This window comes from Staphylococcus sp. HMSC034C12, assembly GCF_001835895.1.
GTDB lineage: Bacteria > Bacillota > Bacilli > Staphylococcales > Staphylococcaceae > Staphylococcus > Staphylococcus hominis.
Genome location: NZ_KV826309.1, coordinates 25,824 through 48,501, shown reverse-complemented (window position 1 = coordinate 48,501; position 22,678 = coordinate 25,824). Strand labels below are relative to the sequence as shown.

The following is a 22,678-nucleotide window of genomic DNA, read 5'->3' as shown; positions in this document are numbered from 1 at the left end:
TCAATATTTGGACTCATCAGTCCGATTTGACGTAAAACCTTTTTTATTTATCTTTACTCACTATCTATCGTATGACAATATATACTTGTTTTTAAATCATCATTGCATATGATAAAATTATAGAGATTTTAGAAAGAGAGGAAGTTAGCTTATGACTAAACCTATTGTAGCAATTGTAGGTAGACCTAATGTGGGTAAGTCTACAATTTTTAATAGAGTAGTAGGTGAACGTGTATCAATTGTTGAAGATACTCCAGGTGTTACGCGTGATCGTATTTATTCTTCAGGCGAATGGTTAACACATGAATTTAATATCATTGATACTGGAGGCATCGAAATCGGAAATGCACCTTTCCAAACACAAATAAGAGCTCAAGCAGAAATCGCTATTGATGAAGCAGACGTAATTATCTTTATGGTAAATGTAAGGGAAGGTCTCACTCAAAGTGATGAAATGGTAGCTCAATTACTTTATAAATCAAAAAAACCTGTTGTTTTAGCAGTAAACAAAGTAGATAATCCTGAAATGAGAAGTGATATTTTTGATTTTTACTCTTTAGGTTTTGGCGATCCTTATCCAATTTCTGGTTCACATGGTTTAGGTCTAGGTGATTTATTAGATGAAGTCGTTAAACATTTTAAAGAAGAAGATAGTGATCCATATGATGATGACACTATTCGTTTATCTATTATTGGTCGTCCAAATGTGGGCAAATCTAGTTTAGTAAATGCCATTTTAGGTGAAGAACGTGTTATTGTATCAAATGTAGCAGGTACAACTCGAGATGCTGTAGATACTGAGTATAGCTATGATGGACAAGATTATGTGTTAATAGATACAGCAGGTATGAGAAAAAAAGGTAAAGTATATGAATCAACTGAGAAATACTCTGTATTAAGAGCTTTAAAAGCAATTGAGCGTTCAAATGTGGTGTTATTAGTTATTGATGCCGAAGAAGGAATTATTGAACAAGATAAGCGTGTTGCTGGATATGCTCATGAAGAAGGAAAAGCAATGGTGATTGTCGTAAATAAATGGGATGCTGTAGAAAAAGATACTAATACCATGAAAAAATTTGCTGACGATGTACGTAATCAATTTCAATTTTTAGATTATGCACCTATCGCTTTCGTATCGGCAAAAGAGCGACTACGATTAAAAACACTTTTCCCTTATATTAGAGAAGCAAGTGAAAATCACAAAAAACGTGTTCAAAGCTCAACACTTAACGAAGTAGTAACAGATGCTATTTCAATGAATCCTACACCTACAGATAAAGGTAGACGTTTAAATGTCTTCTATACTACTCAAGTGGCTATTGAACCACCAACATTTGTTGTATTTGTAAATGATGTTGAGTTAATGCATTTTTCTTATAAACGCTATCTCGAAAATCAAATTAGAGATGCATTTGGTTTTGAAGGAACGCCTATTCATATCATCCCTAGAAGAAGAAACTAAGAGGAGAGATTAAGATGACTAAGATTACGGTTTTTGGTACAGGAAGTTTTGGTACTGCATTAGCAAATGTTTTAGCAGAGAATGGCCATTCAGTTTTAATGTGGGGGAAAAATGAAAATACTGTAGATGAAATCAATCAATCTCATCAAAATAAACGGTACTTGAAAGACGTAACATTAAATGAAACGATTAAAGCAACAAGTCAATTAGAACAAGCAGTTAATTTTTCAGATATATTTTTAATTGCTTTACCTACAAAAGCAATTAGGAATGTTGTGACTGAAATTGATCAACATATTAAAACTAAAAAAACGTTTATTCACGTTGCAAAAGGTATTGAAAATGAAACATTTAAACGTGTATCAGAAATGATTGAAGATTCAGTATCTAAGAACCATAAAAATGGCGTAGGGGTACTATCTGGACCAAGTCATGCTGAAGAAGTTGTAATTAAACAACCCACAACTGTTGCAGCTTCGTCAAAAGATGAACACATAAGTAAACTTATTCAAGATTTATTCATGAATGATTACTTAAGAGTATATACTAATAATGATTTGATAGGAGTAGAACTAGGTGGTGCACTTAAAAACATTATTGCTATAGCAAGTGGTATTGTTGCTGGAATGGGTTATGGTGATAATGCTAAAGCGGCTTTAATGACAAGAGGTTTAGCTGAGATTAGTCGACTAGGTGAAAAGCTAGGGGCTGATCCTATGACTTTTCTAGGTCTTGGTGGCATTGGTGATTTAATTGTAACGTGTACGTCTACTCATTCAAGAAATTATACTTTGGGATATAAATTAGGAAAAGGTAAAACGACTGAAGAAGCACTTAACGAAATGAATATGGTTGTTGAGGGAATTTACACAACAAATTCAGTATATCATTTAGCGAAGTCTCAAAATGTTGATATGCCAATAACCAATGCTTTATACAAAGTATTATTTGAAGATAAACCAGTGAAAGATAGCGTGAAAGATTTAATGGGGCGAGATAAAAAAGCTGAATAAAGTGTAATTTTGCTATTTAACACAAATATTTTATAAAATTATTCACGAAATACTGACAATTCAACGTTTTAAGTATATAAATCGTTGCGGTAAAGGGAATTATTGTGTTAAAGTCATACCATAATGATATAAATTTATCATTATCATTCATCCGGAGGTGAACTCATAATGAATAAAACTGACTTAATCAATGCGGTTGCAGAACAAGCTGATTTAACTAAAAAAGAAGCTGGTTCAGCAGTAGATGCTGTTTTCGAATCAATTCAAAACTCACTTTCTAAAGGTGAAAAAGTTCAATTAATTGGTTTCGGAAACTTCGAGGTACGTGAACGTGCTGCACGTAAAGGACGTAACCCTCAAACAGGTAAAGAAATCGAAATTCCTGCAAGTAAAGTTCCAGCATTCAAAGCTGGTAAAGCATTAAAAGATGCTGTAAAATAATTTACTTAAAAAAGCCCTATAAGGGCTTTTTATTTTATATATTGTTTAATTCTAAATACATATGTTTTATTTATAATTGTACAATTCACTGTGAAGCGACTATGAAGTTATTTTCGTCATAAGCACTATATTTTATTTTTATGAATATAATGTTAATATGTATATTGATACTAACGTGAGGTGTGAACATGGAAAGAACATTAAGCAAATTAAATAGACAAATTACTCAAAGGCTTAAAGGAATTAATGAATATGAAGCAATTCACATTAATAAAGGATTAAGTGATGTTTTAGATCATTTTAATATTCCAGAAAATGCTAAACTTGCCTGCCTCACTATTGATACTTCAATGAAGCATCTAGATGATATTTCTAAAAATAAATTATCTAAGAAATCAATTCTAATTGGTGACTTATTAAGTGCTCATTTTTATACTTTAATATCTGAAATTGGTGATGTATCATATCAAAGACTAATGAGTGAAGCGATTATCAAATCTAATGAGCTTAAAACTTCATTGCATCATCATTCACTCGAGCGTCATGATATATATAAGGCTGTGTTAGATATAGAAACACTTTTCCCTTTTATAACTATTTCTCATTTTACAGATATTGAGATCTCTCAATATGAAATATTTGAAAAATTATTTAATGGGGTACATCAATATTATCCCTCTTATTTAAGTGAATATGATGAAGATGAAATCAACCAAATTATTAAACATATAAAGCAAAGCGATAAAGAGAAAAGTAGAGGTAATAATTAATGACTGAAAATAATGCAAAAAAAGAACAAGTTCATACGGTTTTTCAAAATATTTCTAAAAAATATGATCGATTGAACAATATAATAAGCTTCGAACAACATAAAATATGGCGTAAACATGTAATGAAAGATATGAATGTGTTACCTGGAAGTAAAGCACTTGATGTATGTTGTGGTACAGCAGATTGGACCATTGCTTTAAGTAGAGCAGTAGGACCTAATGGAGAAGTTACAGGTTTAGATTTCAGTGAAAATATGCTTGAAGTTGGTAAAGAAAAAACTAAATCAATGCCTAATATTCACTTAGTGCACGGCGATGCTATGAATTTACCATTTGAAGATAACACATTCGATTATGTAACCATTGGTTTCGGTTTAAGAAATGTGCCTGATTATTTAGCAACATTAAAAGAATTAAATCGCGTATTGAAACCAGGCGGTATGATTGTATGTTTAGAAACAAGTCAACCAACATTACCCGTATTTAAACAAGTTTATAAACTTTACTTTAAATTTGTGATGCCTATTTTCGGGAAGTTGTTTGCTAAATCTAAGGAAGAATATGAATGGTTACAACAATCTACATTCAATTTTCCAGATAAAACTAAATTAAAGCGTTTATTTGAACAGGCTGGTTTCAGTCATGTAAAAGTTCGTAGCTTTACAGGTGGCGTTGCTGCAATGCACCTTGGCTATAAATAGAAAGTTCTACTAAATAAAAGGTGATTAATGTGGCAAAGTTAAGTATGAATAGTGAAATTAAAAATGTTGAAAAGCGTTTAAAAAATGCTATTAAAAGTAATGATTCTGTATTACAAGAAGCAGCATTTCATTTATTATCTTCGGGTGGCAAACGAGTGCGTCCAGCATTTGTTCTTCTTAGTAGTCAGTTTGGACCAAAAAAAATTACTGAAGATACGTATCATGTTGCAGTAGCTTTAGAATTAATTCATATGGCAACACTTGTGCACGATGATGTGATTGATAAAAGTGATAAACGTCGTGGTAAATTGACGATTGAAAAAAAATGGGATGTTACTACCGCTATCCTAACTGGCAATTTCTTACTAGCTTTAGGTTTAAAACAACTTTCTAAAATTGAAGATCATCGTGTTCATACTATTATTTCTAACGCAATTGTTGATGTTTGTAGAGGCGAGCTCTTCCAATTCCAAGACCAATTTAATAGTCATCAAAATATTACGAACTATTTGAGACGTATTAATAGAAAAACGGCGTTGCTTATTCAACTTTCAACGGAAGTTGGTGCAATAACATCACAAGCTGATAATGAGACGATTCGAAAATTAAAAATGATTGGTCATTATATTGGAATGAGTTTTCAAATTGTAGATGATATTTTAGATTTTACAAGTACTGAGAAAAAATTAGGTAAACCTGTGGGTAGTGATCTAATGAATGGCCATATTACATTACCAGTTTTATTAGAGATGAAAAAAGACCCGGTTTTCAAAAAACAAATTGCTGAGTTATCACACCTGACAAATAAAAATCAATTTGGCCCACTTATTGATCAAATCAAGAATTCAAATAGTATCACACAATCTCAAGAAGTGAGCGATCACTATTTAAATAAAGCACTCGACTTAATTGATCAATTAGAGGAACCAAATGCTCAAAATTTATTTAGAAAGCTTATTAAAAGAATGCGATCTAGAAATACTTAAAAATAGAAAAAAGTTGAAAGCGCTTTAACAACCTGTTAGTATTTAGTAGTAGTAGGTTGTTTTCTATTAAATGTATTTATACATATTAAATCAATTTTTTTAATTAGGGGGATTTGTATAATGGAACGCACTTTTTTAATGATTAAGCCAGATGCAGTACAACGTAATTTAATAGGAGAAATTATTTCTAGAATTGAAAGAAAAGGTTTAAAAATAGTTGGCGGTAAATTTATAATTCCAACTAAAGATACTGTTAACGTACATTATGCTGAACATACAGAGAAGCCGTTTTTTCATAAACTTGTTTCATTTTTAACTTCTGGACCTGTGTTTGCCATGGTTGTTGAAGGAGAAGACGCAGTTGCGGTATCTAGACATATTATCGGAAAAACAAATCCCACTGAAGCCGATCCCGGTACTATAAGAGGCGATTATGGTTTAACAGTAGGGAGAAATATTATTCACGGATCAGACTCTGTAGAATCTGCTGAAAGAGAAATCAATTTATGGTTTAATGATGATGAAATATATAGCTACGAAGCTATTAGGGAAAATTGGCTTTATGAAGAATAATTTTTTAAAATTGGAATAAACTGGAATTTATTTTCCATTCAACCATTGACTGCCAACATGTTAGAAAGTACCTAAGACAACAGTTGTCTTAGGTACTTTTTTATATGAAATTATTTGAATTTTCAAACACCAATTATTCTACACTAGTTATGTAATTTCGTTGAATATGATATGATAACAAATAATACATAATACTATTTAAAGTGGTAAAGGAAAGGAGCTATTATTCATGAGATATTTAACTTCAGGAGAATCCCATGGTCCACAACTAACAGTAATTATTGAAGGTGTTCCAGCTAACTTAGAAATGAGAGCTGAGGAGATAAATAAAGAAATGTTTAAGCGTCAAGGTGGCTACGGTAGAGGACGTCGAATGCAAATTGAAAAAGATGCAGTAGAAATTGTTTCTGGTGTAAGAAATGGCTTTACTTTAGGTAGTCCAATTACAATTGTAGTTAAAAATGATGATTTTACTCATTGGAGAAATATTATGGGTATTGAACCAATTAGTGACGAAGCACGAGAAAATATGAAACGTACAATTACAAAGCCAAGACCTGGTCATGCAGACTTAATTGGCGGTATGAAATATAATCATCGTGATTTGAGAAATGTACTTGAACGTTCTTCTGCAAGAGAAACAGCTGCACGCGTAGCTGTAGGAGCAGTGTCCAAAATTTTACTTTCTCAACTAGACATTCATATGTATAGTCGTGTTGTAGAAATTGGTGGAATTAAAGATGAAGGGTTATACGATACAGAAACATTTAAACAAAATATCGATAAAAATGATGTACGTGTGATTGATGAATCGATTGCTCAAAAAATGAGAGATAAAATTGATGAAGCTAAAAAGGAAGGCGACTCTATAGGTGGCGTAGTTCAAGTTATGGTTGAAAATATGCCAGTTGCAGTAGGTAGCTACGTGCATTATGATCGTAAACTCGATGGACGTATTGCGCAAGGTGTTGTAAGTATTAATGCCTTCAAAGGTGTCAGCTTTGGTGAAGGGTTTAAAGCTGCTGAAAAACCTGGAAGCGAAATTCAAGATGAAATTTTATATCATTCTGAAAGAGGTTATTATAGAGGATCTAATCATTTAGGTGGCTTTGAAGGTGGAATGACTAATGGTATGCCTATCATTGTAAATGGCGTTATGAAACCTATTCCAACTTTATATAAACCTTTAAATTCTGTAGATATTAATACTAAAGAAGATTTTAAAGCAACTATAGAACGTTCAGATAGTTGTGCAGTTCCAGCAGCAAGTGTTGTTTGCGAGCATGTCGTTGCTTTTGAAGTTGCTAAAGCTCTTTTAGAAGAATTCCAATCTAATCATATCGATCAACTTAAAGAACAAATTGAAGAACGTAGAAAGTTAAATATAGAATTTTAAACATCTTTTTAATTAACCTTTAGAAATGAGGTATATCATGCAATTACAAACCACATATCACAGTAATAATTATCCAATTATTGTAGAACATCATGCATTTAAATATTTATCCGAATATATTCAAGATTACGATAAAGTATTCTTAATTATAGATGAATTTGTTGATTTTAATTTTAGAGATAAATTTGAAACAATATGTCACAATTCAAACATTCAAAAAGTTATCGTTCCTGCCGGCGAAAAAATGAAAACGTTTAATCATTATCAAGCTATCATGGAACAACTACTAGGAATGAATCTTACTCGTAATACTTGTTTAGTTGCTATAGGTGGTGGAGCCACAGGAGATTTTACAGGATTCTTAGCTTCTACTTTATTACGAGGTGTTGATTTTATACAAGTACCTACAACAATATTAGCGCATGACTCAAGTGTAGGAGGTAAGGTTGGAATAAATTCTTCCCATGGTAAAAATCTTATAGGCGCATTTTATAGACCTAAAGCAGTCATATATGATTTGGATTTTTTAAAAACTTTACCTTATCATGAAATTTTAAGTGGATACGCTGAGGTGTATAAGCATGCTTTATTGACTGGCACAGTTGCTACAGAAGATATTGAAAAACACTTTTCAGATAGAAAAACACTTGAATCACTTAAAGATATGGATCAATTTATTTTTAAGGGCATAAAAACAAAACTAAACATTATTATAAAAGATGAAAAAGAAAGTAATGTTAGAAAATATTTAAATTTAGGTCATACCTTTGGACATGCAGTAGAATATAAGTATAAAATACCTCATGGTCATGCCATTATGATTGGGATGATTTATCAATTTATTGTGGCAAATCATCTTCTTGGCACACAATTTGATATTCAACATTACATTAATTATATGAATCAATTAAATTATCCGCTGAATTTAATCCAGCAGATTGATTTTGAAGAAATGTATCAATATATGTTATCAGATAAAAAGAATAATGGTGAAGGTATTCAAATGGTTCTACTCGAGAAATTAGGCAAACCTAATGTATATCATGTAGAAAAAAATATATTGAAGCAATCATTTAAACAACTACAATTATTAGTAGAGTAGGTGAAATACTGTGACAACAAGTCAAATAATAGATATTCATGGTCCATTAAAGGGTGAGATAGAAGTGCCCGGAGATAAATCTATGACGCATAGAGCAATTATGCTATCGTCACTCGCTAAAGGTAAATCAATTATTGAACAACCGCTTCTAGGTGAAGATTGTTTACGTACGATTGAAATTTTTAAACTCTTAGGTGTGGAGATTGAAATTGAAGAACATCGTCTTATTGTTAATTCTCCAGGATATCAACATTTCAATATACCACATCAAACGTTATATACTGGAAATTCTGGTACAACAACGCGCTTACTTGCTGGTCTTTTAAGTGGATTGGGCATAGAGTGTGTCTTATCTGGAGATGCATCGATAGGAAAACGACCTATGAATCGTGTTTTAAGACCTTTAAAATTAATGAATGCAAATATTAACGGTATTGAAAATAACTATACACCACTTATTATTAAGCCTTCAGCCATTAATGGCATCAATTATCAAATGGAAGTCGCAAGTGCTCAAGTTAAAAGTGCAATTTTGTTTGCAAGTCTATTTTCAAAAGATGCATCACAAATTACAGAATTAGACATAAGTAGAAATCATACTGAAACGATGTTTAAACATTATCAAATTCCAATACAAGTAAATCAAAAAGTGATTACAACATCTCCTTATGCTATAAGCAATATTCAACCTAAAGATTTTGTAGTACCAGGAGATATTTCTTCAGCTGCTTTCTTTATTGTAGCTGCTTTGATTTCTCCGGGAAGTGATATTACAATTCATAATGTTGGCATCAATCCTACACGTTCAGGTATTATAGATATCGTTGAACAAATGAATGGTAACATTGAGTTATTTAATGTTACAGAGTCTTCAGAACCAACTGCGTCGATTAGAGTTCAGTATACGAACAACTTGAAACCCATCACAATTGAAGGAGATTTAATTCCTAAAGCAATTGATGAATTGCCAATTATTGCTTTGTTATGCACTCAAGCTTCTGGTACAAGTATGATTAAGGACGCAGAGGAATTAAAGGTAAAAGAAACTAATCGTATTGATACAACTGCAGATATGCTTAATTTACTAGGTTTTAAATTACAAGCTACTGAGGATGGATTAATTATTCATCCCTCTAAATTAACTAGAAATGCTATAGTAGATAGCTTAACTGACCACAGAATTGGCATGATGCTTGCAGTCGCATCTATTTTAAGTGATTCACCATTAACGATACGTCAGTTTGATGCAGTAAATGTATCATTCCCTGGTTTCTTGCCGAAATTAAAGCTTTTAGAAAATGAGGGATAAAATATTATGGAAGATATCTATAAATTAATAGACGATATCAATCTTCAAAAATTAGATCATTTAGATACACGTGTAAATGAAGCATTAACTTCCAATAATGATGATGCTTTATTTATTTTAGGAGAAACATTATATAACTTTGGATTAACACCTCAAGGTCTTGAAGTGTTTAGAACGTTATATCATAAGTATCCAGATGAAAGTGAACTATTAATTTATTTTATCGAAGGGCTTATGTCTGAAAATCAGACAGACGAAGCATTAGAATATTTAAATCAAGTTGAATTGTCACCTGAAAAATTAATGTTAGAAGCCGACTTATATCAACAAATCAATATGACTGAAGTTGCTATTGATAAATTAACTGAAGCGCGTGAATTAGAACCTAATGACCCAATTATTCATTTTGCTTTAGCAGAATTACTTTATTTTGATGGACAATACCTTCGTGCTACACGAGAATATGAAGTTGTTTTAGATACAGGCGAATATGAAATAAATGGAATTAATTTATTTTCAAGAATGGCTGATTGTGCATTACAAAGTGGAAATTATAGTGATGCTATACAGTTATTTGATGAGATTAGTGAAGATGAAATGATCTCTGATGACTTTTTCAAAAAAGCTATCGCATATGAAAAAAATGATTTAACTCAAGAAGCTATAAAAATTATGACTACACTTCTTTCTAAAGATCCAGACTTTATTCAAGGTTACTTTTATTTACAATCTTTATATGAAAATGAAAAAAATTATCCAGATGCGATTGAAACAGGTAAAGAAGGGTTACGTCTTAATCAATTTTATAAAGAGCTCATGGTTTCTACCGGTAGTTTAGAAATTGAACATGGAGATGCGAATGAGGGGGTAGAACTTCTTAAAAAAGCACTTGAAGTAGATAATGCTTACCATGAACCTTTACTTATCTTAAGTGATTTATTCCGCCAAGAAGAAGATTATGAAGCCATCATTTCACTCCTATCTTATGTAGATGAAGAAGATCTTGACCCTGTTTTTATGTGGCACTTAGCACATGCATATGGGGAAGAAGAAAGAGATACTGAAGCCCAACATTTCTATGAATTGGCTTATCCGACATTGAAATCTCAGAGTTTATTCTTAAGCGATTATTATTTTTATTTAATTGAAATTGGCCAAAAAGATAAAGCTAAAGTATTGCTTAACGAGTTATTAATCATTGATCCAACTAATGAAACTTGGAATGAAGAATTGAGTAGATTGAATGACTAGAGTGGGTGTTAAAATTGAATGACACATTAGTTAAAATGAAACAAAGCTATATTGAATATGCTTTGTTTCATTATCATTTTAAGTCCAGAATTAGTGTGTGGCTATTAAATTATTTAAAAGCTTCACCGCTAAAATTAAATTGTAGTCATTTTGTAAATAAGAAAATTAAAAGTCATATAACCCTTGAAATTGGCCTAAAACACTCCAATTTTTCTGCAATTAAATTAACAAAAGACGATCAAACATTAATTAATACAAATGAAATATTCAATTATATAGCTTCTAAAGATATTTGTATTGATATATTCATTCACTTTGAATACAACGATGAGCAAGATTGGCGATTAAATGAGCTCATAATTCAACAATTAATATATTCTGATCAATATCTTGCATATCTTAATAATATATATCACTTAAATCTTGATCTAAATAAAAAGTATTCATTAATCGAACAATTAGAACATCATATCGATGTAAGTTTACAAATGAAAGATCAACAACGCTTTTATCAATTATCACAAATTTTGAGTGTATTAACTCATCACTCATAGATCAAAATTAAAGGAATTATAACTTATGCCTACTTTAAGACAACTATGGGAATTATCATTATATCAACGTTCCATACTCGTAATATTGCTTATATGTAATGTTTTAGGTACCATTTATGGTTTTATATGGTATGGTGATCAATTACTTAAGACACAATGGCATTATCTAATTTTTGTACCAGATAGTCCTATTGCATCGCTATTTTTATGTATATCAATTTGTTTAATAATTTTAAATAAACAAAATAGTATTATTGAAGGACTAGCATTTGTAACTTTATTTAAATATGGTTTATGGGCTGTCATTATGAATTTTATAATGATAATTAATAATGATGATATAACTATTATGAATGTATTTTTAATTATTAGTCATGGAATTATGGTACTTGAAAGTATCTATTTTTATCCACGATTCAAAATTTCTATACTCAGTTTGTTTATTTCTATGATATGGATATTTAACAATGATTATGTAGATTATATATTAAAGAAATATCCTTATTATGATTTTATACAGCAACACGTTCATTTAGTTGCTTTTATCGCGCTATGGCTAAGTATTATGTCACTTATCCTTTATTATAGTTTTAATAAATTAATAAAGGTTAAATTATTTGATAAAAAATTCGATAGTCAGTAGAATATGATTAAAGGAGAGTGAAATTGATTGTCTATAGTGTCTTATATTATATATATCGTCATTATTATGCTCATTCCAATGTGGGCTCAACACAAAGTAAAATCAAATTATGAAAAATATTCACAGGTAAGATCAACAAGTGGTAAGACGGGTCGTGAAGTAGCAGAAGAAATTCTTCATGCTAATGGAATTTACGATGTAGATGTAGTTAAGGGCGAAGGCTTTTTAACAGACCATTATGATCCAAATAAGAAAGTAGTTTGTTTATCTCCTGCAAACTTTGATCGTCCTTCAGTAGCTGGTACAGCTATTGCGGCACACGAAGTTGGACACGCTATTCAACACCAACAAGGTTATGCGTTTTTACGTTTTAGAACTGCTTTAGTACCTTTAGCAAATATTGGTAGTTCATTAAGCTATATCATTATTATGGCTGGTATCTTTTTAACAGCATTAGGTAGTGCTTTTGGCTCAACTGCATTATGGATTGGTGCTGGGTTAATGTCATTAGCAGTTTTATTCTCAATCGTGACATTACCAGTTGAATTTGATGCAAGCTCAAGAGCGATGAAACAAATTACTGCACTTAATATTGTGAATGAAAAAGAATATAAACATGCGAGAAAGGTATTATCAGCAGCAGCTATGACTTATGTAGCAGCAACAGCTACAGCTGTAGCCGAACTTGTTAGAATTATTTTACTGGCACGTGCAAGTGATAACTAAACTACCTTTATAAACTAACTTAATCTTAAATCTTGTGTAACAACATTTAAGATTTTCAAGGAGTTATATCGAGCGAAATATGAATTCAAAAATGAATTCTGTTTCGCTCTTTTTTTATATCTCATAGAATAGAATTGATAAAATGCATTAACAACTAATTTGAGATATACTTAGAAAGAAACGGAAAAAAGGAGAATGATGATGAAATCTTTAAATCAAATACAAAAAGAAGTAGATGACTATATTAGTCAATTTAAAGCGGGTTATTTTTCTCCATTAGCTAATTTAGCCCGTCTAACAGAAGAAGTGGGCGAACTTGCAAGAGAAATCAATCATTATTACGGTGAAAAGCAAAAGAAACCAACGGAAGAAGAAAACTCTGTTAAAGCTGAATTAGGAGATAATTTATTTGTTTTACTTTGCATTGCTAATTCACTTGGTATTGATATGACAGAAAGTTTTAATGATACAATGGATAAATTTAATACTAGAGATAAAAATCGATTTGAACGTAAATAATGGATAGAAAGGGGGTTATTTTATGAAAATAGGTATTACATGTTATCCGTCAATGGGTGGCTCAGGTATCATAGCAACTGAATTAGGTATAAAAATGGCAGAAAGGGGACATGAAGTTCACTTTATTACGTCAAATATTCCTTTTAGAATTCGTAAGCCTTTGCCTAACATTACTATCCATCAAGTCGAAGTAAATCAATATGCAGTATTTCAATATCCACCATATGATATTACATTGAGCACAAAAATATCTGAAGTTATTAAAGAATATGATTTAGATATCTTGCATATGCATTATGCTGTACCACACGCTGTATGTGGTATTTTAGCACGTCAAATGTCTGGAAAAGATATAAAAATTATGACAACATTACATGGTACTGATATCACAGTGTTAGGCTATGATCATTCACTTAAAGGCGCTATTAAATTTGGCATTGAACAAAGTGACCTCGTGACTAGTGTCAGTCATTCATTAGCTAAACAAACACAGTCAATTATTGAAACAGATAAAGAGATTATTCCTATTTATAATTTTGTTCGAGAAAAAGAATTTCCTACACAACATGAAAATCAATATAAAGCGCTTTACGATATAAAGCCTGAGGAAAAAGTTCTTATACATGTATCAAACTTTAGAAAAGTCAAACGTATTGACACTATTTTAGAAACTTTCTCTAAAGTTCATAAACATATACCAAGCAAGTTGATCTTATTAGGTGATGGTCCAGAACTTTTAGATATGCGTAAAATAGCAAGGTCATTACATATCGAAGATGATGTATTATTTTTAGGTAAACAAGATCAAGTTAGTAAATTCTATCAAATGGCTGATTTAGTTTTGCTGTTAAGTGAAAAAGAAAGTTTTGGCCTTACACTATTAGAGGCAATGACTACAGGAGTCGTACCTATAGGTTCAAATGCTGGAGGTATTAAAGAAGTCATCAAACATGGTGAAACAGGTTATATTGTAGATGTAGGAGATAGTGAACAAGCAAGTCATTATGCACTAAAATTATTAACAGATGAGCAACTTTATCAAAAATTACAAAGTAATATGCTTAAAGATATTAAACAACGATTTAGTTCTGAACTTATCGTCGATCAATATGAATATTACTATAAAAAAATGTTGAATTAAAAAAGAGGATTAATATGGGTAATGAATTATTTGAAACAGCTTTGCCAATTCTAAATCAAATAGAAAAACATCATTTCGAAGCTTATTTTGTAGGCGGGGCAGTCAGAGATTACATTATGCATCGTACAATTCATGATATTGATATCACTACAAGTGCGATGCCAGACGAAATTGAAGATATATTTGAACACACTATTCCAATTGGAAAAGAGCATGGCACAATCAATGTTGTTTTCAACAATGAAAATTACGAAGTGACAACATTTAGATCAGAAGGTGATTATTTAGATCACCGTCGTCCAAGTGAAGTTAATTTTGTGAGAAATCTCTATGAAGATGTACAACGTAGAGATTTCACTATCAATGCTATTGCTATGGATAAAAATTATAAAATATTTGATTACTTTGGTGGTCAAAAGGATATACAATCAAAATTGATACGTACGGTAGGGAATCCAAGTGAACGATTTAAAGAAGATGCATTAAGAATTATTCGTGGCCTTAGATTTCAGTCACAACTTACATTTGATATTCATACTGAAACCTTTGAAGCAATGCAATTAACTTGTTCGGACGTTAAATATTTATCAATCGAGCGAATTGTTGTAGAATTTAAAAAATTAATCTTAGGAAGTAATGTTAAACAGAGTTATCATAATTTATTATCTTTAAAAATTTTTAATTATATTCCATTTTTTAATGAATTAGATATGACATGTGTTTACATCAATGAACCTCTTGAATTTGAACAATGGTTAGCCATCTTACTTATAAAAAATAATAATCTTCCTTCTTTAAAGCAATTAAAAATTAGTAATAAAGAAAAATCAGATATACATACATATATTGCTATCATTGAAACATTACCTCAAATTACTACTAAAGATGCTTTGAAATTATTTGTTTATGATTATAGTGACTATTATATCTTAAAGGTTTTAAATATTTATTCTGTACTTCAAAATAATCAAATTCCTACCGCTTCAGAACTTATTATCAATTCTCTTTCTATTAAACAAGTCGTTCAACACCTTCAATTACATGAACGTAAAGAAATGGATGTGAATGGAAAAGATTTACTTGCACATTTTAATAAAAATGGTGGCCCTTGGTTAAAAAATGTATTGAGAGAAATAGAATGTGCGATAGTTACTGATAAAATCAAAAATAACAAAGAAGAAATTTTGAAATGGGTGAATGAAAATGTCAAAATATAGTCAAGATGTCGTTAAAATGTTATATGAGCATCAATCAGAATATATTTCTGGTCAATACATTGCAAATCAGCTTAATATATCGAGAACTGCTGTGAAAAAAGTAATTGATCAATTAAAAGCAGATGGATGTGATATTGACTCAATTAATCATAAAGGACATAAGCTTAATGCATCGCCAAATCGTTGGTATAGAGGCATTATCAATAAAGCACTAGAGTCTAATCATTTAGTATCCAAAATTGAAGTATATGATAGTGTTGAATCTACTCAAACTATTGCTAAACAAGGTCTTGTTGATAATCAGCATACCATGTTAATTTTAAGTGATGAACAAACAAAAGGTCGTGGTCGTTTCAATCGTAATTGGTCTTCTTCAAAAGGAAAAGGGTTATGGATGTCTGTTGTTTTAAGACCTAATGTCTCATTTGCAATGATTCCAAAATTTAATCTTTTTATAGCTTTAGGAATTAGAGATGCTATCCAAGCATTTTCTAGAGACAAAGTAGAGATTAAATGGCCAAATGATATTTATATTAATGATAAAAAAGTATGTGGATTTTTAACAGAAATGGTAGCAAATGCTGATGCAGTTGAGGCCATCATATGTGGTATTGGTATTAATTTAAACCATCAAGAAGAAGATTTTTCTGATATGATACGTCATCGTGCTACAAGCATTCGCTTGCACCATTCAGAAGAAATCAATCGATATCAATTTTTGAAACGTTTAATTGAGGAAATTGAAAAGCGTTACCATCAATTTCTTAACTCTTCATTTGAAACGATTAGAGATGAATACATTCGTACATCTAATATTTGGCATCGTAAGTTAACATTTACTGAAAATGGAGAACAATTTATAGGTGAAGCTATTGATATTAATAATGACGGCTTTTTAATTGTCAAAGATGAAGATAATCAGACGAGACGACTTATAAGCGCAGATATAGATATATAAGCATACGGATAGAATTAGGAGAGATAGATATGGCATATACAAGTTTTGCGGTAGTAGATTTAGAAACAACCGGAAACCAACTTGAACATGATGAAATTATACAAATTGGTATTACATTTGTACGTGATAATAAAATATCAGGAACTTATCATTCAATGATTCGTACTGATTTGGAAATCCCACCATTTATCCAAGCTTTGACTTCTATCGAAGAAACTATGCTAGAACAAGCACCGTATTTTCATGAAATTGCTGATGATATATATGAACAACTCAAAGATTGTATATTTGTAGCCCACAATGTTGACTTTGATTTGAATTTCATTAAAAAAGCATTTGAAAAAAGTAATATTCATTTTAAACCTAAAAAGGTGCTTGATACCCTAGAATTATTTAAAATTACATTTCCTACTGAAAAAAGTTACCAATTAAGTGAATTAGCAAATGCTCATAATATACCTCTGACAAATGCACATCGAGCAGATGAGGATGCAACAACAACGGCCTATTTAATGATTAAAGCTTTTAAAAAGTTTGAGTCATTACCTATAGATACCTTAAAACAATTATATTATTTAAGTAAGCATTTAAAATATGATTTATTTAACATTTTATTTGAAATGGTCAGACAACATCATAATCATGATATAGATTATCAGTATGCTCAATTTGAACAGATTATCTATAAAAAACAACAAGACTTAAAAGTGCCACAAATTGAATTTAAAGGTTCATTAAAAGATTTATATCTAGAAGTTACAACAGCACTTGAACTTACTTATCGCCCACAACAACTCTATTTGTCAGAAATTATTTTAGAGCAGTTAATGCATAATGATAAGGCACTTATTGAAGCACCTTTAGGAAGTGGTAAATCATTAGCATACTTATTAGCTGCATTGATGTATAACATTGAAACAGGCAGACATGTAATGATTTCAACAAACACGAAATTACTTCAACATCAATTACTTCAAAAAGATATTCCTAGTATTAATCGCGCGCTAGATTTCAAAATTAATGCTGCACTTATTAAAAGTAAAACAGACTATATTTCACTAGGATTGATAAGTCAAATTTTAAAAGATGATACAGCTAACTATGAAGTGAATATTTTAAAAATGCAATTACTTATATGGATATTAGAAACAAATACTGGAGATATACAAGAGTTAAATTTAAAAGGTGGTCAGAAAATGTATTTTGACCAAAAATTAGAAACTTATGTTCCAGTAAGACACGATATTCATTACTATAATTATATAAAACGTAATGCTCAAAATATTCAAATTGGTATTACTAATCATGCGCATCTTATTCATTCAGATCAAGAGAATTCAATCTATCAGTTATTTGATGATTGTATCATTGATGAAGCACATCGTTTACCTGATTATGCTCTTAATCAAGTGACCAATGAATTAAACTATTCTGATATCAAATATCAGTTAGGTTTAATAGGGAAAAATGAAAATGAAAAGCTTCTTAAATTAGTAGATCATTTAGAGCAACAACGTATTTTGGAACGATTAGATATTCCACCTATTGACGTGTTTGGTTTAAAATCTAATATTTCTGATTTACACGAACTAAATGAAACCCTATTTAATCATATTTTCGATATTGTTCAACACTCAGATGTACATGATGATGATGTACATCGATATCATTATGTATTCGACTTTGATTCTACACGTATTCTAAAAGATTTACATACAATTGTAGACAAAATCAATAAAACTTTAGAATTTTTTAATGGTATTAACCATAAAACAATCAAATCTATACGTAAGCAATTACTTTACATTAACGATAATTACAGACATATAGAACAAAGTTTAAAACAAAATCATACTGCCTTCATATCTATCAAAAATTTGAATCAAAAATCGACCATACGTCTAATTGTAAAAGATTATGAAGTACGGGATATTTTAACAAAGCAAGTGCTCGAGAAATTTAAATCATTAACATTTATTTCAGGCACACTTACATTTAACCATTCGTTTGAGGCATTTAAAAACTGGTTTAAAGAAGATGTAGAATTTAATACTTATGAAGTACAGTCATCATTTCAAAACCATAAATCAACAAATATTTATATTCCAAGTGATGTTGTTTCTTATGATTTTAAAAATACAGAGGATTATGTAGCGTCTATTGTAGACTATATTCAAGAGTACGTCACTATAACACAATCTAAATGTCTCGTACTTTTCACCAGTTATCGAATGATGCATATGGTACAAGAGCTATTAAATGAATTACCGATATTTGATGATTATGTTATTTTGACCCAACAACAAAATCAAAACTATAAAATCGTTCAACAATTTAATCACTTTGATAAAGCTATTTTGTTAGGTACATCAACATTTTTTGAAGGATTTGACTATCAATCTAACGGTATTAAATGTGTGATGATTGCTAAATTACCATTCATGAATAAATATAATACAAAGCATTGGTTAATGGATTCAGAATTTGAATCTACATTTAAAGATTATGTCTTACCTGATGCTGTAACGCGTTTCAGACAAGGTCTAGGTAGATTGATTCGTAACGAAGACGATAAGGGACTCATTGTTTCCTTTGATGATCGTTTAACAAATAGTAACTATAAGCGTTTTTTCGAACAATCGTTAGAATCTTATTCTCAAAAAAAAGGGGATATTCAACAATTTAGTAAATTACTTTACCGCATGCAGGCAAGTAAACTGAAAAACAGAAAAAAATAGTTTATTTTAAATAATGAGAACACTATTCAGGTGCTAGAAGTTCACTTTCTATTTTGATAGAATAAATAAGTATTGTATAAAAAGAAAATAAAGTAGGAGTTTGATTATGAAAACAACAATTAAACAAGCAAAACAATACATTAATCAAGAAGTCACAATTGGCGCTTGGTTAACAAATAAACGTTCAAGCGGTAAAATCGCATTTTTACAATTACGTGATGGTAGTGGATTTATGCAAGGTGTTGTCGTTAAATCAGAAGTCGATGAAGAAACATTTAAACTTGCTAAAGACATTACACAAGAATCATCACTTTATGTCACAGGTACGATTACAGAAGATAATCGTTCTGATTTAGGCTATGAAATGCAAGTAAAATCAATTGATGTCATTCATGAAGCTCACGATTATCCAATCACACCTAAAAACCATGGTACAGAATTCTTAATGGATCATCGTCACTTATGGTTAAGATCTAAAAAGCAACATGCAGTAATGAAAATTAGAAATGAAATCATTAGAGCAACATATGAATTTTTTAATGAAAATGGCTTTACTAAAATTGATCCGCCTATCTTAACTGCAAGTGCACCAGAAGGTACTAGTGAATTATTCCATACTAAATACTTTGATCAAGATGCATTTTTATCTCAAAGTGGTCAATTATATATGGAAGCTGCAGCTATGGCACATGGACGTGTCTTCTCATTTGGACCAACATTTAGAGCTGAAAAATCTAAAACAAGACGTCATTTAATTGAGTTCTGGATGATTGAACCTGAAATGGCATTCACAAATCACGAAGAAAGTTTACAAGTTCAAGAACAATATGTATCTCATATCGTAAAATCTGTATTAGAACATTGTAAATTAGAATTAAAAGCGCTAGATAGAGATACGAGTAAATTAGAAAAAGTATCTGCGCCATTCCCACGCATCTCTTATGATGATGCTATCAAGTTCTTAAAAGAAGAAGGATTTGATGACATTGAATGGGGTGAAGACTTTGGTGCGCCACATGAAACAGCTATAGCCAATCATTATGATTTACCAGTATTTATTACAAATTATCCAACTAAAATTAAACCATTCTATATGCAGCCAAACCCTAACAACGAAGACACAGTTTTATGTGCAGATTTAATTGCACCAGAAGGTTATGGTGAAATTATTGGTGGTTCTGAACGTATTAATGATTTAGAATTATTAGAACAACGTATCGATGAACATCAACTTGATACAGAAAGTTATAACTACTATTTAGACTTACGTCGTTATGGTAGTGTGCCACACAGTGGTTTTGGTTTAGGTTTAGAACGCACAGTTGCATGGATTTCAGGCGTTGAACACGTGAGAGAAACATCACCATTCCCACGTTTATTAAATCGTTTATATCCATAAAATATCACGTTTTATAAATCATACATGGGGAGTGAGACTAAATGATGTTATTCATGTCTCACTCCCACTTTTTAAAATAAGAAAGAGAGGGGTATCATGGACACACATCAACTTAAAACTCGTCCTGTTGTAGTTAGAAGGGAACTTTTCGATCATTACAATGAATTAGGTTTAAATGAAAAAGATTTAGTCATTTTGATTAAGTTGATTTATGCCGCTGAAGTTTCTAATAAACAACCCTCAATAGAATTTTTGCAAAAAGGTTCAAATATGGAGCCGAGAGAAATAACATCAATTATTCAAAATTTAATTCAGCGTGATTTACTTGCACTACATGTAAGTAAAGATGAGGAAGGAAAATTTACTGAATATATGAATTTAAATCGTTTTTACGAAAAGTTAAGTGATATTTTAACTCAAGAAAAAAATGAAACTACACATCATCAAACGCAACAAAACTTTAAGGAATTATTTCAATATATTGAACAGTTGTTTTCGAGACCATTATCACCATATGAAATCGAAACGCTCAACCAATGGATTGATGTAGACCAACATGATTACACTTTAATACGTGCTGCATTAGATGAAGCATATAGTCATGATAAATTAAGCTTTAAATATGTTGATCGTATCTTATTAAATTGGAAGAAAAACAATGTAACAACTTTAGAAGAATCTAACAAAGTGAGAGAAAAATTCAATAAACCTAAATTAACTCATACTGTAAAACATATACCTAAATTTGACTGGTTAAATGGAGAGAATCTAGATGGTAAGTAAGAAAAAAGCATTAGAAATGATTGACGTTATTGCAGATATGTTTCCTGATGCAGAATGTGAATTAAAACATGATAATCCCTTTGAATTAACAATAGCTGTATTATTATCTGCGCAATGTACAGATAATTTAGTTAATAAAGTGACACGTTCACTTTTTAAAAAATATAAAACTCCTGAAGATTATTTAAAAGTAGATATAGAAGAATTGCAGAATGATATAAAATCAATAGGTTTATATCGTAATAAAGCAAAAAATATTAAAAAATTATGCCAATCTTTACTCGACCAGTACGGTGGACAAGTTCCTCATACACATAAAGATTTAGAAAGCTTAGCTGGAGTCGGACGAAAAACAGCGAACGTTGTCATGAGTGTAGCTTTTGATGAGCCTTCTTTGGCAGTAGACACACACGTTGAACGTGTTTCAAAGCGTCTAGGTATTAATAAGTGGAAAGATAATGTTAAACAAGTAGAAGAACGTTTGTGTGATATTATTCCAAAAGAAAGATGGAGTAAAAGTCATCATCAACTTATCTTTTTTGGACGTTATCATTGTATTGCTCGAAAACCAAAATGTGATATTTGTCCATTACTTGAGGATTGTAGAGAAGGGCAAAAACGCATGAAAGCAATGAAAAAGGAAGTCGGAACAAATGATTAATAAATCACAATTTGAATCGCTAGAAAATGAACTTGATGTCTATGCTAAGAAAAGACAACTAAATTCTGATTTAGCAAAACAATATATCGATGATTATTTTGAACTGCTTCTTTTGTTCTTTAAACAAATTAATGAAATAGAGTCTATTGATTTAAATCATTTAGACCAATATCCAGTTGTTCCTATGAATTTTTTAGAACGATATCAATATATGTTAAAAAGAAAATACCACTTTATGGGGTATAGTCAAATGAAAACATTAAAAAATGAGCTTATTAAAATGAATGCTTCATATCAAATTAGAAGAAAAAATCAAAATAATAATTAATATGAAA

The 22,678-nt window shown here is 30.6% G+C and carries 23 protein-coding genes; all 23 read left to right on the top strand.

The window, feature by feature from the left end:
* Positions 1-151: 151 nt before the first annotated feature.
* The 23 genes from der (at position 152) to HMPREF2629_RS02485 (ending at position 22,671) form a co-directional block, all read left to right on the top strand.
* Positions 152-1,462 (top strand): ribosome biogenesis GTPase Der, encoded by a 1,311-nt coding sequence (der, locus tag HMPREF2629_RS02595; protein ID WP_017176288.1) that lies wholly within the window; start codon positions 152-154, stop codon positions 1,460-1,462.
* Positions 1,463-1,476: 14 nt separating this feature from the next.
* Entirely contained in the window at positions 1,477-2,475 is a 999-nt protein-coding gene (locus tag HMPREF2629_RS02590) for an NAD(P)H-dependent glycerol-3-phosphate dehydrogenase (RefSeq protein ID WP_061544422.1), read from the top strand.
* A 168-nt stretch (positions 2,476-2,643) separates the two neighbouring features.
* On the top strand, positions 2,644-2,916 hold the full coding sequence (locus HMPREF2629_RS02585; protein WP_002449794.1) for an HU family DNA-binding protein: 273 nt from the start codon (positions 2,644-2,646) through the stop codon (positions 2,914-2,916).
* 188 nt (positions 2,917-3,104) lie between these two features.
* The gene (locus tag HMPREF2629_RS02580) at positions 3,105-3,686 is read left to right on the top strand and encodes a heptaprenyl pyrophosphate synthase subunit A (RefSeq protein ID WP_017176290.1); all 582 of its coding nucleotides are present in this window, start codon (positions 3,105-3,107) and stop codon (positions 3,684-3,686) included.
* Positions 3,686-4,387: a demethylmenaquinone methyltransferase gene (locus tag HMPREF2629_RS02575; RefSeq protein WP_017176291.1), complete on the top strand. Its 702-nt coding sequence runs from the start codon at positions 3,686-3,688 to the stop codon at positions 4,385-4,387. The genes HMPREF2629_RS02580 and HMPREF2629_RS02575 overlap by 1 nt, the downstream gene beginning before the upstream one ends.
* 29 nt (positions 4,388-4,416) lie before the next feature.
* Entirely contained in the window at positions 4,417-5,373 is a 957-nt protein-coding gene (locus HMPREF2629_RS02570) for a polyprenyl synthetase family protein (protein WP_017176292.1), read from the top strand.
* A gap of 120 nt (positions 5,374-5,493) precedes the next feature.
* On the top strand, positions 5,494-5,946 hold the full coding sequence (gene ndk / locus HMPREF2629_RS02565; RefSeq protein ID WP_017176293.1) for a nucleoside-diphosphate kinase: 453 nt from the start codon (positions 5,494-5,496) through the stop codon (positions 5,944-5,946).
* Positions 5,947-6,175: 229 nt separating this feature from the next.
* Positions 6,176-7,342, top strand: a complete 1,167-nt coding sequence (gene aroC / locus HMPREF2629_RS02560) for a chorismate synthase (RefSeq protein ID WP_017176294.1) — start codon at positions 6,176-6,178, stop codon at positions 7,340-7,342.
* 37 nt (positions 7,343-7,379) lie between these two features.
* Positions 7,380-8,444 carry a 3-dehydroquinate synthase gene (gene aroB / locus HMPREF2629_RS02555; protein WP_017176295.1) on the top strand — a complete coding sequence of 355 codons (1,065 nt, stop codon included), beginning with the start codon at positions 7,380-7,382 and terminating at the stop codon, positions 8,442-8,444.
* Positions 8,445-8,454: 10 nt separating this feature from the next.
* Positions 8,455-9,753 carry a 3-phosphoshikimate 1-carboxyvinyltransferase gene (gene aroA, locus HMPREF2629_RS02550; protein ID WP_017176296.1) on the top strand — a complete coding sequence of 433 codons (1,299 nt, stop codon included), beginning with the start codon at positions 8,455-8,457 and terminating at the stop codon, positions 9,751-9,753.
* A 6-nt stretch (positions 9,754-9,759) separates the two neighbouring features.
* The gene (locus tag HMPREF2629_RS02545) at positions 9,760-11,004 is read left to right on the top strand and encodes a tetratricopeptide repeat protein (protein WP_017176297.1); all 1,245 of its coding nucleotides are present in this window, start codon (positions 9,760-9,762) and stop codon (positions 11,002-11,004) included.
* A 14-nt stretch (positions 11,005-11,018) separates the two neighbouring features.
* A complete protein-coding gene (locus HMPREF2629_RS02540; protein ID WP_017176298.1) occupies positions 11,019-11,558 on the top strand; it encodes a YpiB family protein in 540 nt (179 codons plus the stop codon).
* Between the two features lie 25 nt (positions 11,559-11,583).
* Complete coding sequence (locus HMPREF2629_RS02535; protein ID WP_061544421.1) at positions 11,584-12,201, top strand: DUF1405 domain-containing protein; 618 nt, start codon at positions 11,584-11,586, stop codon at positions 12,199-12,201.
* A gap of 27 nt (positions 12,202-12,228) precedes the next feature.
* Positions 12,229-12,927, top strand: coding sequence for a zinc metallopeptidase (locus HMPREF2629_RS02530; protein WP_002449792.1), 699 nt, complete (start codon positions 12,229-12,231; stop codon positions 12,925-12,927).
* A gap of 201 nt (positions 12,928-13,128) precedes the next feature.
* Entirely contained in the window at positions 13,129-13,446 is a 318-nt protein-coding gene (locus tag HMPREF2629_RS02525) for a nucleotide pyrophosphohydrolase (protein ID WP_061544419.1), read from the top strand.
* Between the two features lie 22 nt (positions 13,447-13,468).
* Entirely contained in the window at positions 13,469-14,587 is a 1,119-nt protein-coding gene (gene bshA / locus HMPREF2629_RS02520; protein ID WP_049419914.1) for an N-acetyl-alpha-D-glucosaminyl L-malate synthase BshA, read from the top strand.
* A gap of 14 nt (positions 14,588-14,601) precedes the next feature.
* Positions 14,602-15,804, top strand: a complete 1,203-nt coding sequence (locus tag HMPREF2629_RS02515) for a CCA tRNA nucleotidyltransferase (protein WP_002449841.1) — start codon at positions 14,602-14,604, stop codon at positions 15,802-15,804.
* Complete coding sequence (locus HMPREF2629_RS02510; protein WP_061544417.1) at positions 15,791-16,762, top strand: biotin--[acetyl-CoA-carboxylase] ligase; 972 nt, start codon at positions 15,791-15,793, stop codon at positions 16,760-16,762. The genes HMPREF2629_RS02515 and HMPREF2629_RS02510 overlap by 14 nt, the downstream gene beginning before the upstream one ends.
* Positions 16,763-16,791: 29 nt before the next feature.
* A complete protein-coding gene (locus tag HMPREF2629_RS02505; protein WP_049419912.1) occupies positions 16,792-19,500 on the top strand; it encodes a helicase C-terminal domain-containing protein in 2,709 nt (902 codons plus the stop codon).
* A 106-nt stretch (positions 19,501-19,606) separates the two neighbouring features.
* Positions 19,607-20,899, top strand: coding sequence for an asparagine--tRNA ligase (gene asnS / locus HMPREF2629_RS02500; protein WP_017176306.1), 1,293 nt, complete (start codon positions 19,607-19,609; stop codon positions 20,897-20,899).
* Positions 20,900-20,995: 96 nt separating this feature from the next.
* Positions 20,996-21,682, top strand: a complete 687-nt coding sequence (locus HMPREF2629_RS02495) for a DnaD domain-containing protein (RefSeq protein WP_002449719.1) — start codon at positions 20,996-20,998, stop codon at positions 21,680-21,682.
* The gene (gene nth, locus HMPREF2629_RS02490) at positions 21,672-22,343 is read left to right on the top strand and encodes an endonuclease III (protein ID WP_002455326.1); all 672 of its coding nucleotides are present in this window, start codon (positions 21,672-21,674) and stop codon (positions 22,341-22,343) included. Before HMPREF2629_RS02495 ends, nth begins: the two co-directional genes overlap by 11 nt.
* Positions 22,336-22,671, top strand: coding sequence for a YpoC family protein (locus HMPREF2629_RS02485; RefSeq protein WP_002455327.1), 336 nt, complete (start codon positions 22,336-22,338; stop codon positions 22,669-22,671). The genes nth and HMPREF2629_RS02485 overlap by 8 nt, the downstream gene beginning before the upstream one ends.
* Positions 22,672-22,678: the final 7 nt, after the last annotated feature.

Coding starts and splice junctions, on each gene's coding strand:
- der (WP_017176288.1), top strand. CDS start 152: ATGACTAAACCTATTGTAGCAATTGTAGGTAGACCTAATGTGGGTAAG.
- HMPREF2629_RS02590 (WP_061544422.1), top strand. CDS start 1,477: ATGACTAAGATTACGGTTTTTGGTACAGGAAGTTTTGGTACTGCATTA.
- HMPREF2629_RS02585 (WP_002449794.1), top strand. CDS start 2,644: ATGAATAAAACTGACTTAATCAATGCGGTTGCAGAACAAGCTGATTTA.
- HMPREF2629_RS02580 (WP_017176290.1), top strand. CDS start 3,105: ATGGAAAGAACATTAAGCAAATTAAATAGACAAATTACTCAAAGGCTT.
- HMPREF2629_RS02575 (WP_017176291.1), top strand. CDS start 3,686: ATGACTGAAAATAATGCAAAAAAAGAACAAGTTCATACGGTTTTTCAA.
- ndk (WP_017176293.1), top strand. CDS start 5,494: ATGGAACGCACTTTTTTAATGATTAAGCCAGATGCAGTACAACGTAAT.
- aroC (WP_017176294.1), top strand. CDS start 6,176: ATGAGATATTTAACTTCAGGAGAATCCCATGGTCCACAACTAACAGTA.
- aroB (WP_017176295.1), top strand. CDS start 7,380: ATGCAATTACAAACCACATATCACAGTAATAATTATCCAATTATTGTA.
- HMPREF2629_RS02545 (WP_017176297.1), top strand. CDS start 9,760: ATGGAAGATATCTATAAATTAATAGACGATATCAATCTTCAAAAATTA.
- HMPREF2629_RS02535 (WP_061544421.1), top strand. CDS start 11,584: ATGCCTACTTTAAGACAACTATGGGAATTATCATTATATCAACGTTCC.
- HMPREF2629_RS02525 (WP_061544419.1), top strand. CDS start 13,129: ATGAAATCTTTAAATCAAATACAAAAAGAAGTAGATGACTATATTAGT.
- bshA (WP_049419914.1), top strand. CDS start 13,469: ATGAAAATAGGTATTACATGTTATCCGTCAATGGGTGGCTCAGGTATC.
- HMPREF2629_RS02515 (WP_002449841.1), top strand. CDS start 14,602: ATGGGTAATGAATTATTTGAAACAGCTTTGCCAATTCTAAATCAAATA.
- HMPREF2629_RS02510 (WP_061544417.1), top strand. CDS start 15,791: ATGTCAAAATATAGTCAAGATGTCGTTAAAATGTTATATGAGCATCAA.
- HMPREF2629_RS02505 (WP_049419912.1), top strand. CDS start 16,792: ATGGCATATACAAGTTTTGCGGTAGTAGATTTAGAAACAACCGGAAAC.
- asnS (WP_017176306.1), top strand. CDS start 19,607: ATGAAAACAACAATTAAACAAGCAAAACAATACATTAATCAAGAAGTC.
- HMPREF2629_RS02495 (WP_002449719.1), top strand. CDS start 20,996: ATGGACACACATCAACTTAAAACTCGTCCTGTTGTAGTTAGAAGGGAA.
- nth (WP_002455326.1), top strand. CDS start 21,672: ATGGTAAGTAAGAAAAAAGCATTAGAAATGATTGACGTTATTGCAGAT.
- HMPREF2629_RS02485 (WP_002455327.1), top strand. CDS start 22,336: ATGATTAATAAATCACAATTTGAATCGCTAGAAAATGAACTTGATGTC.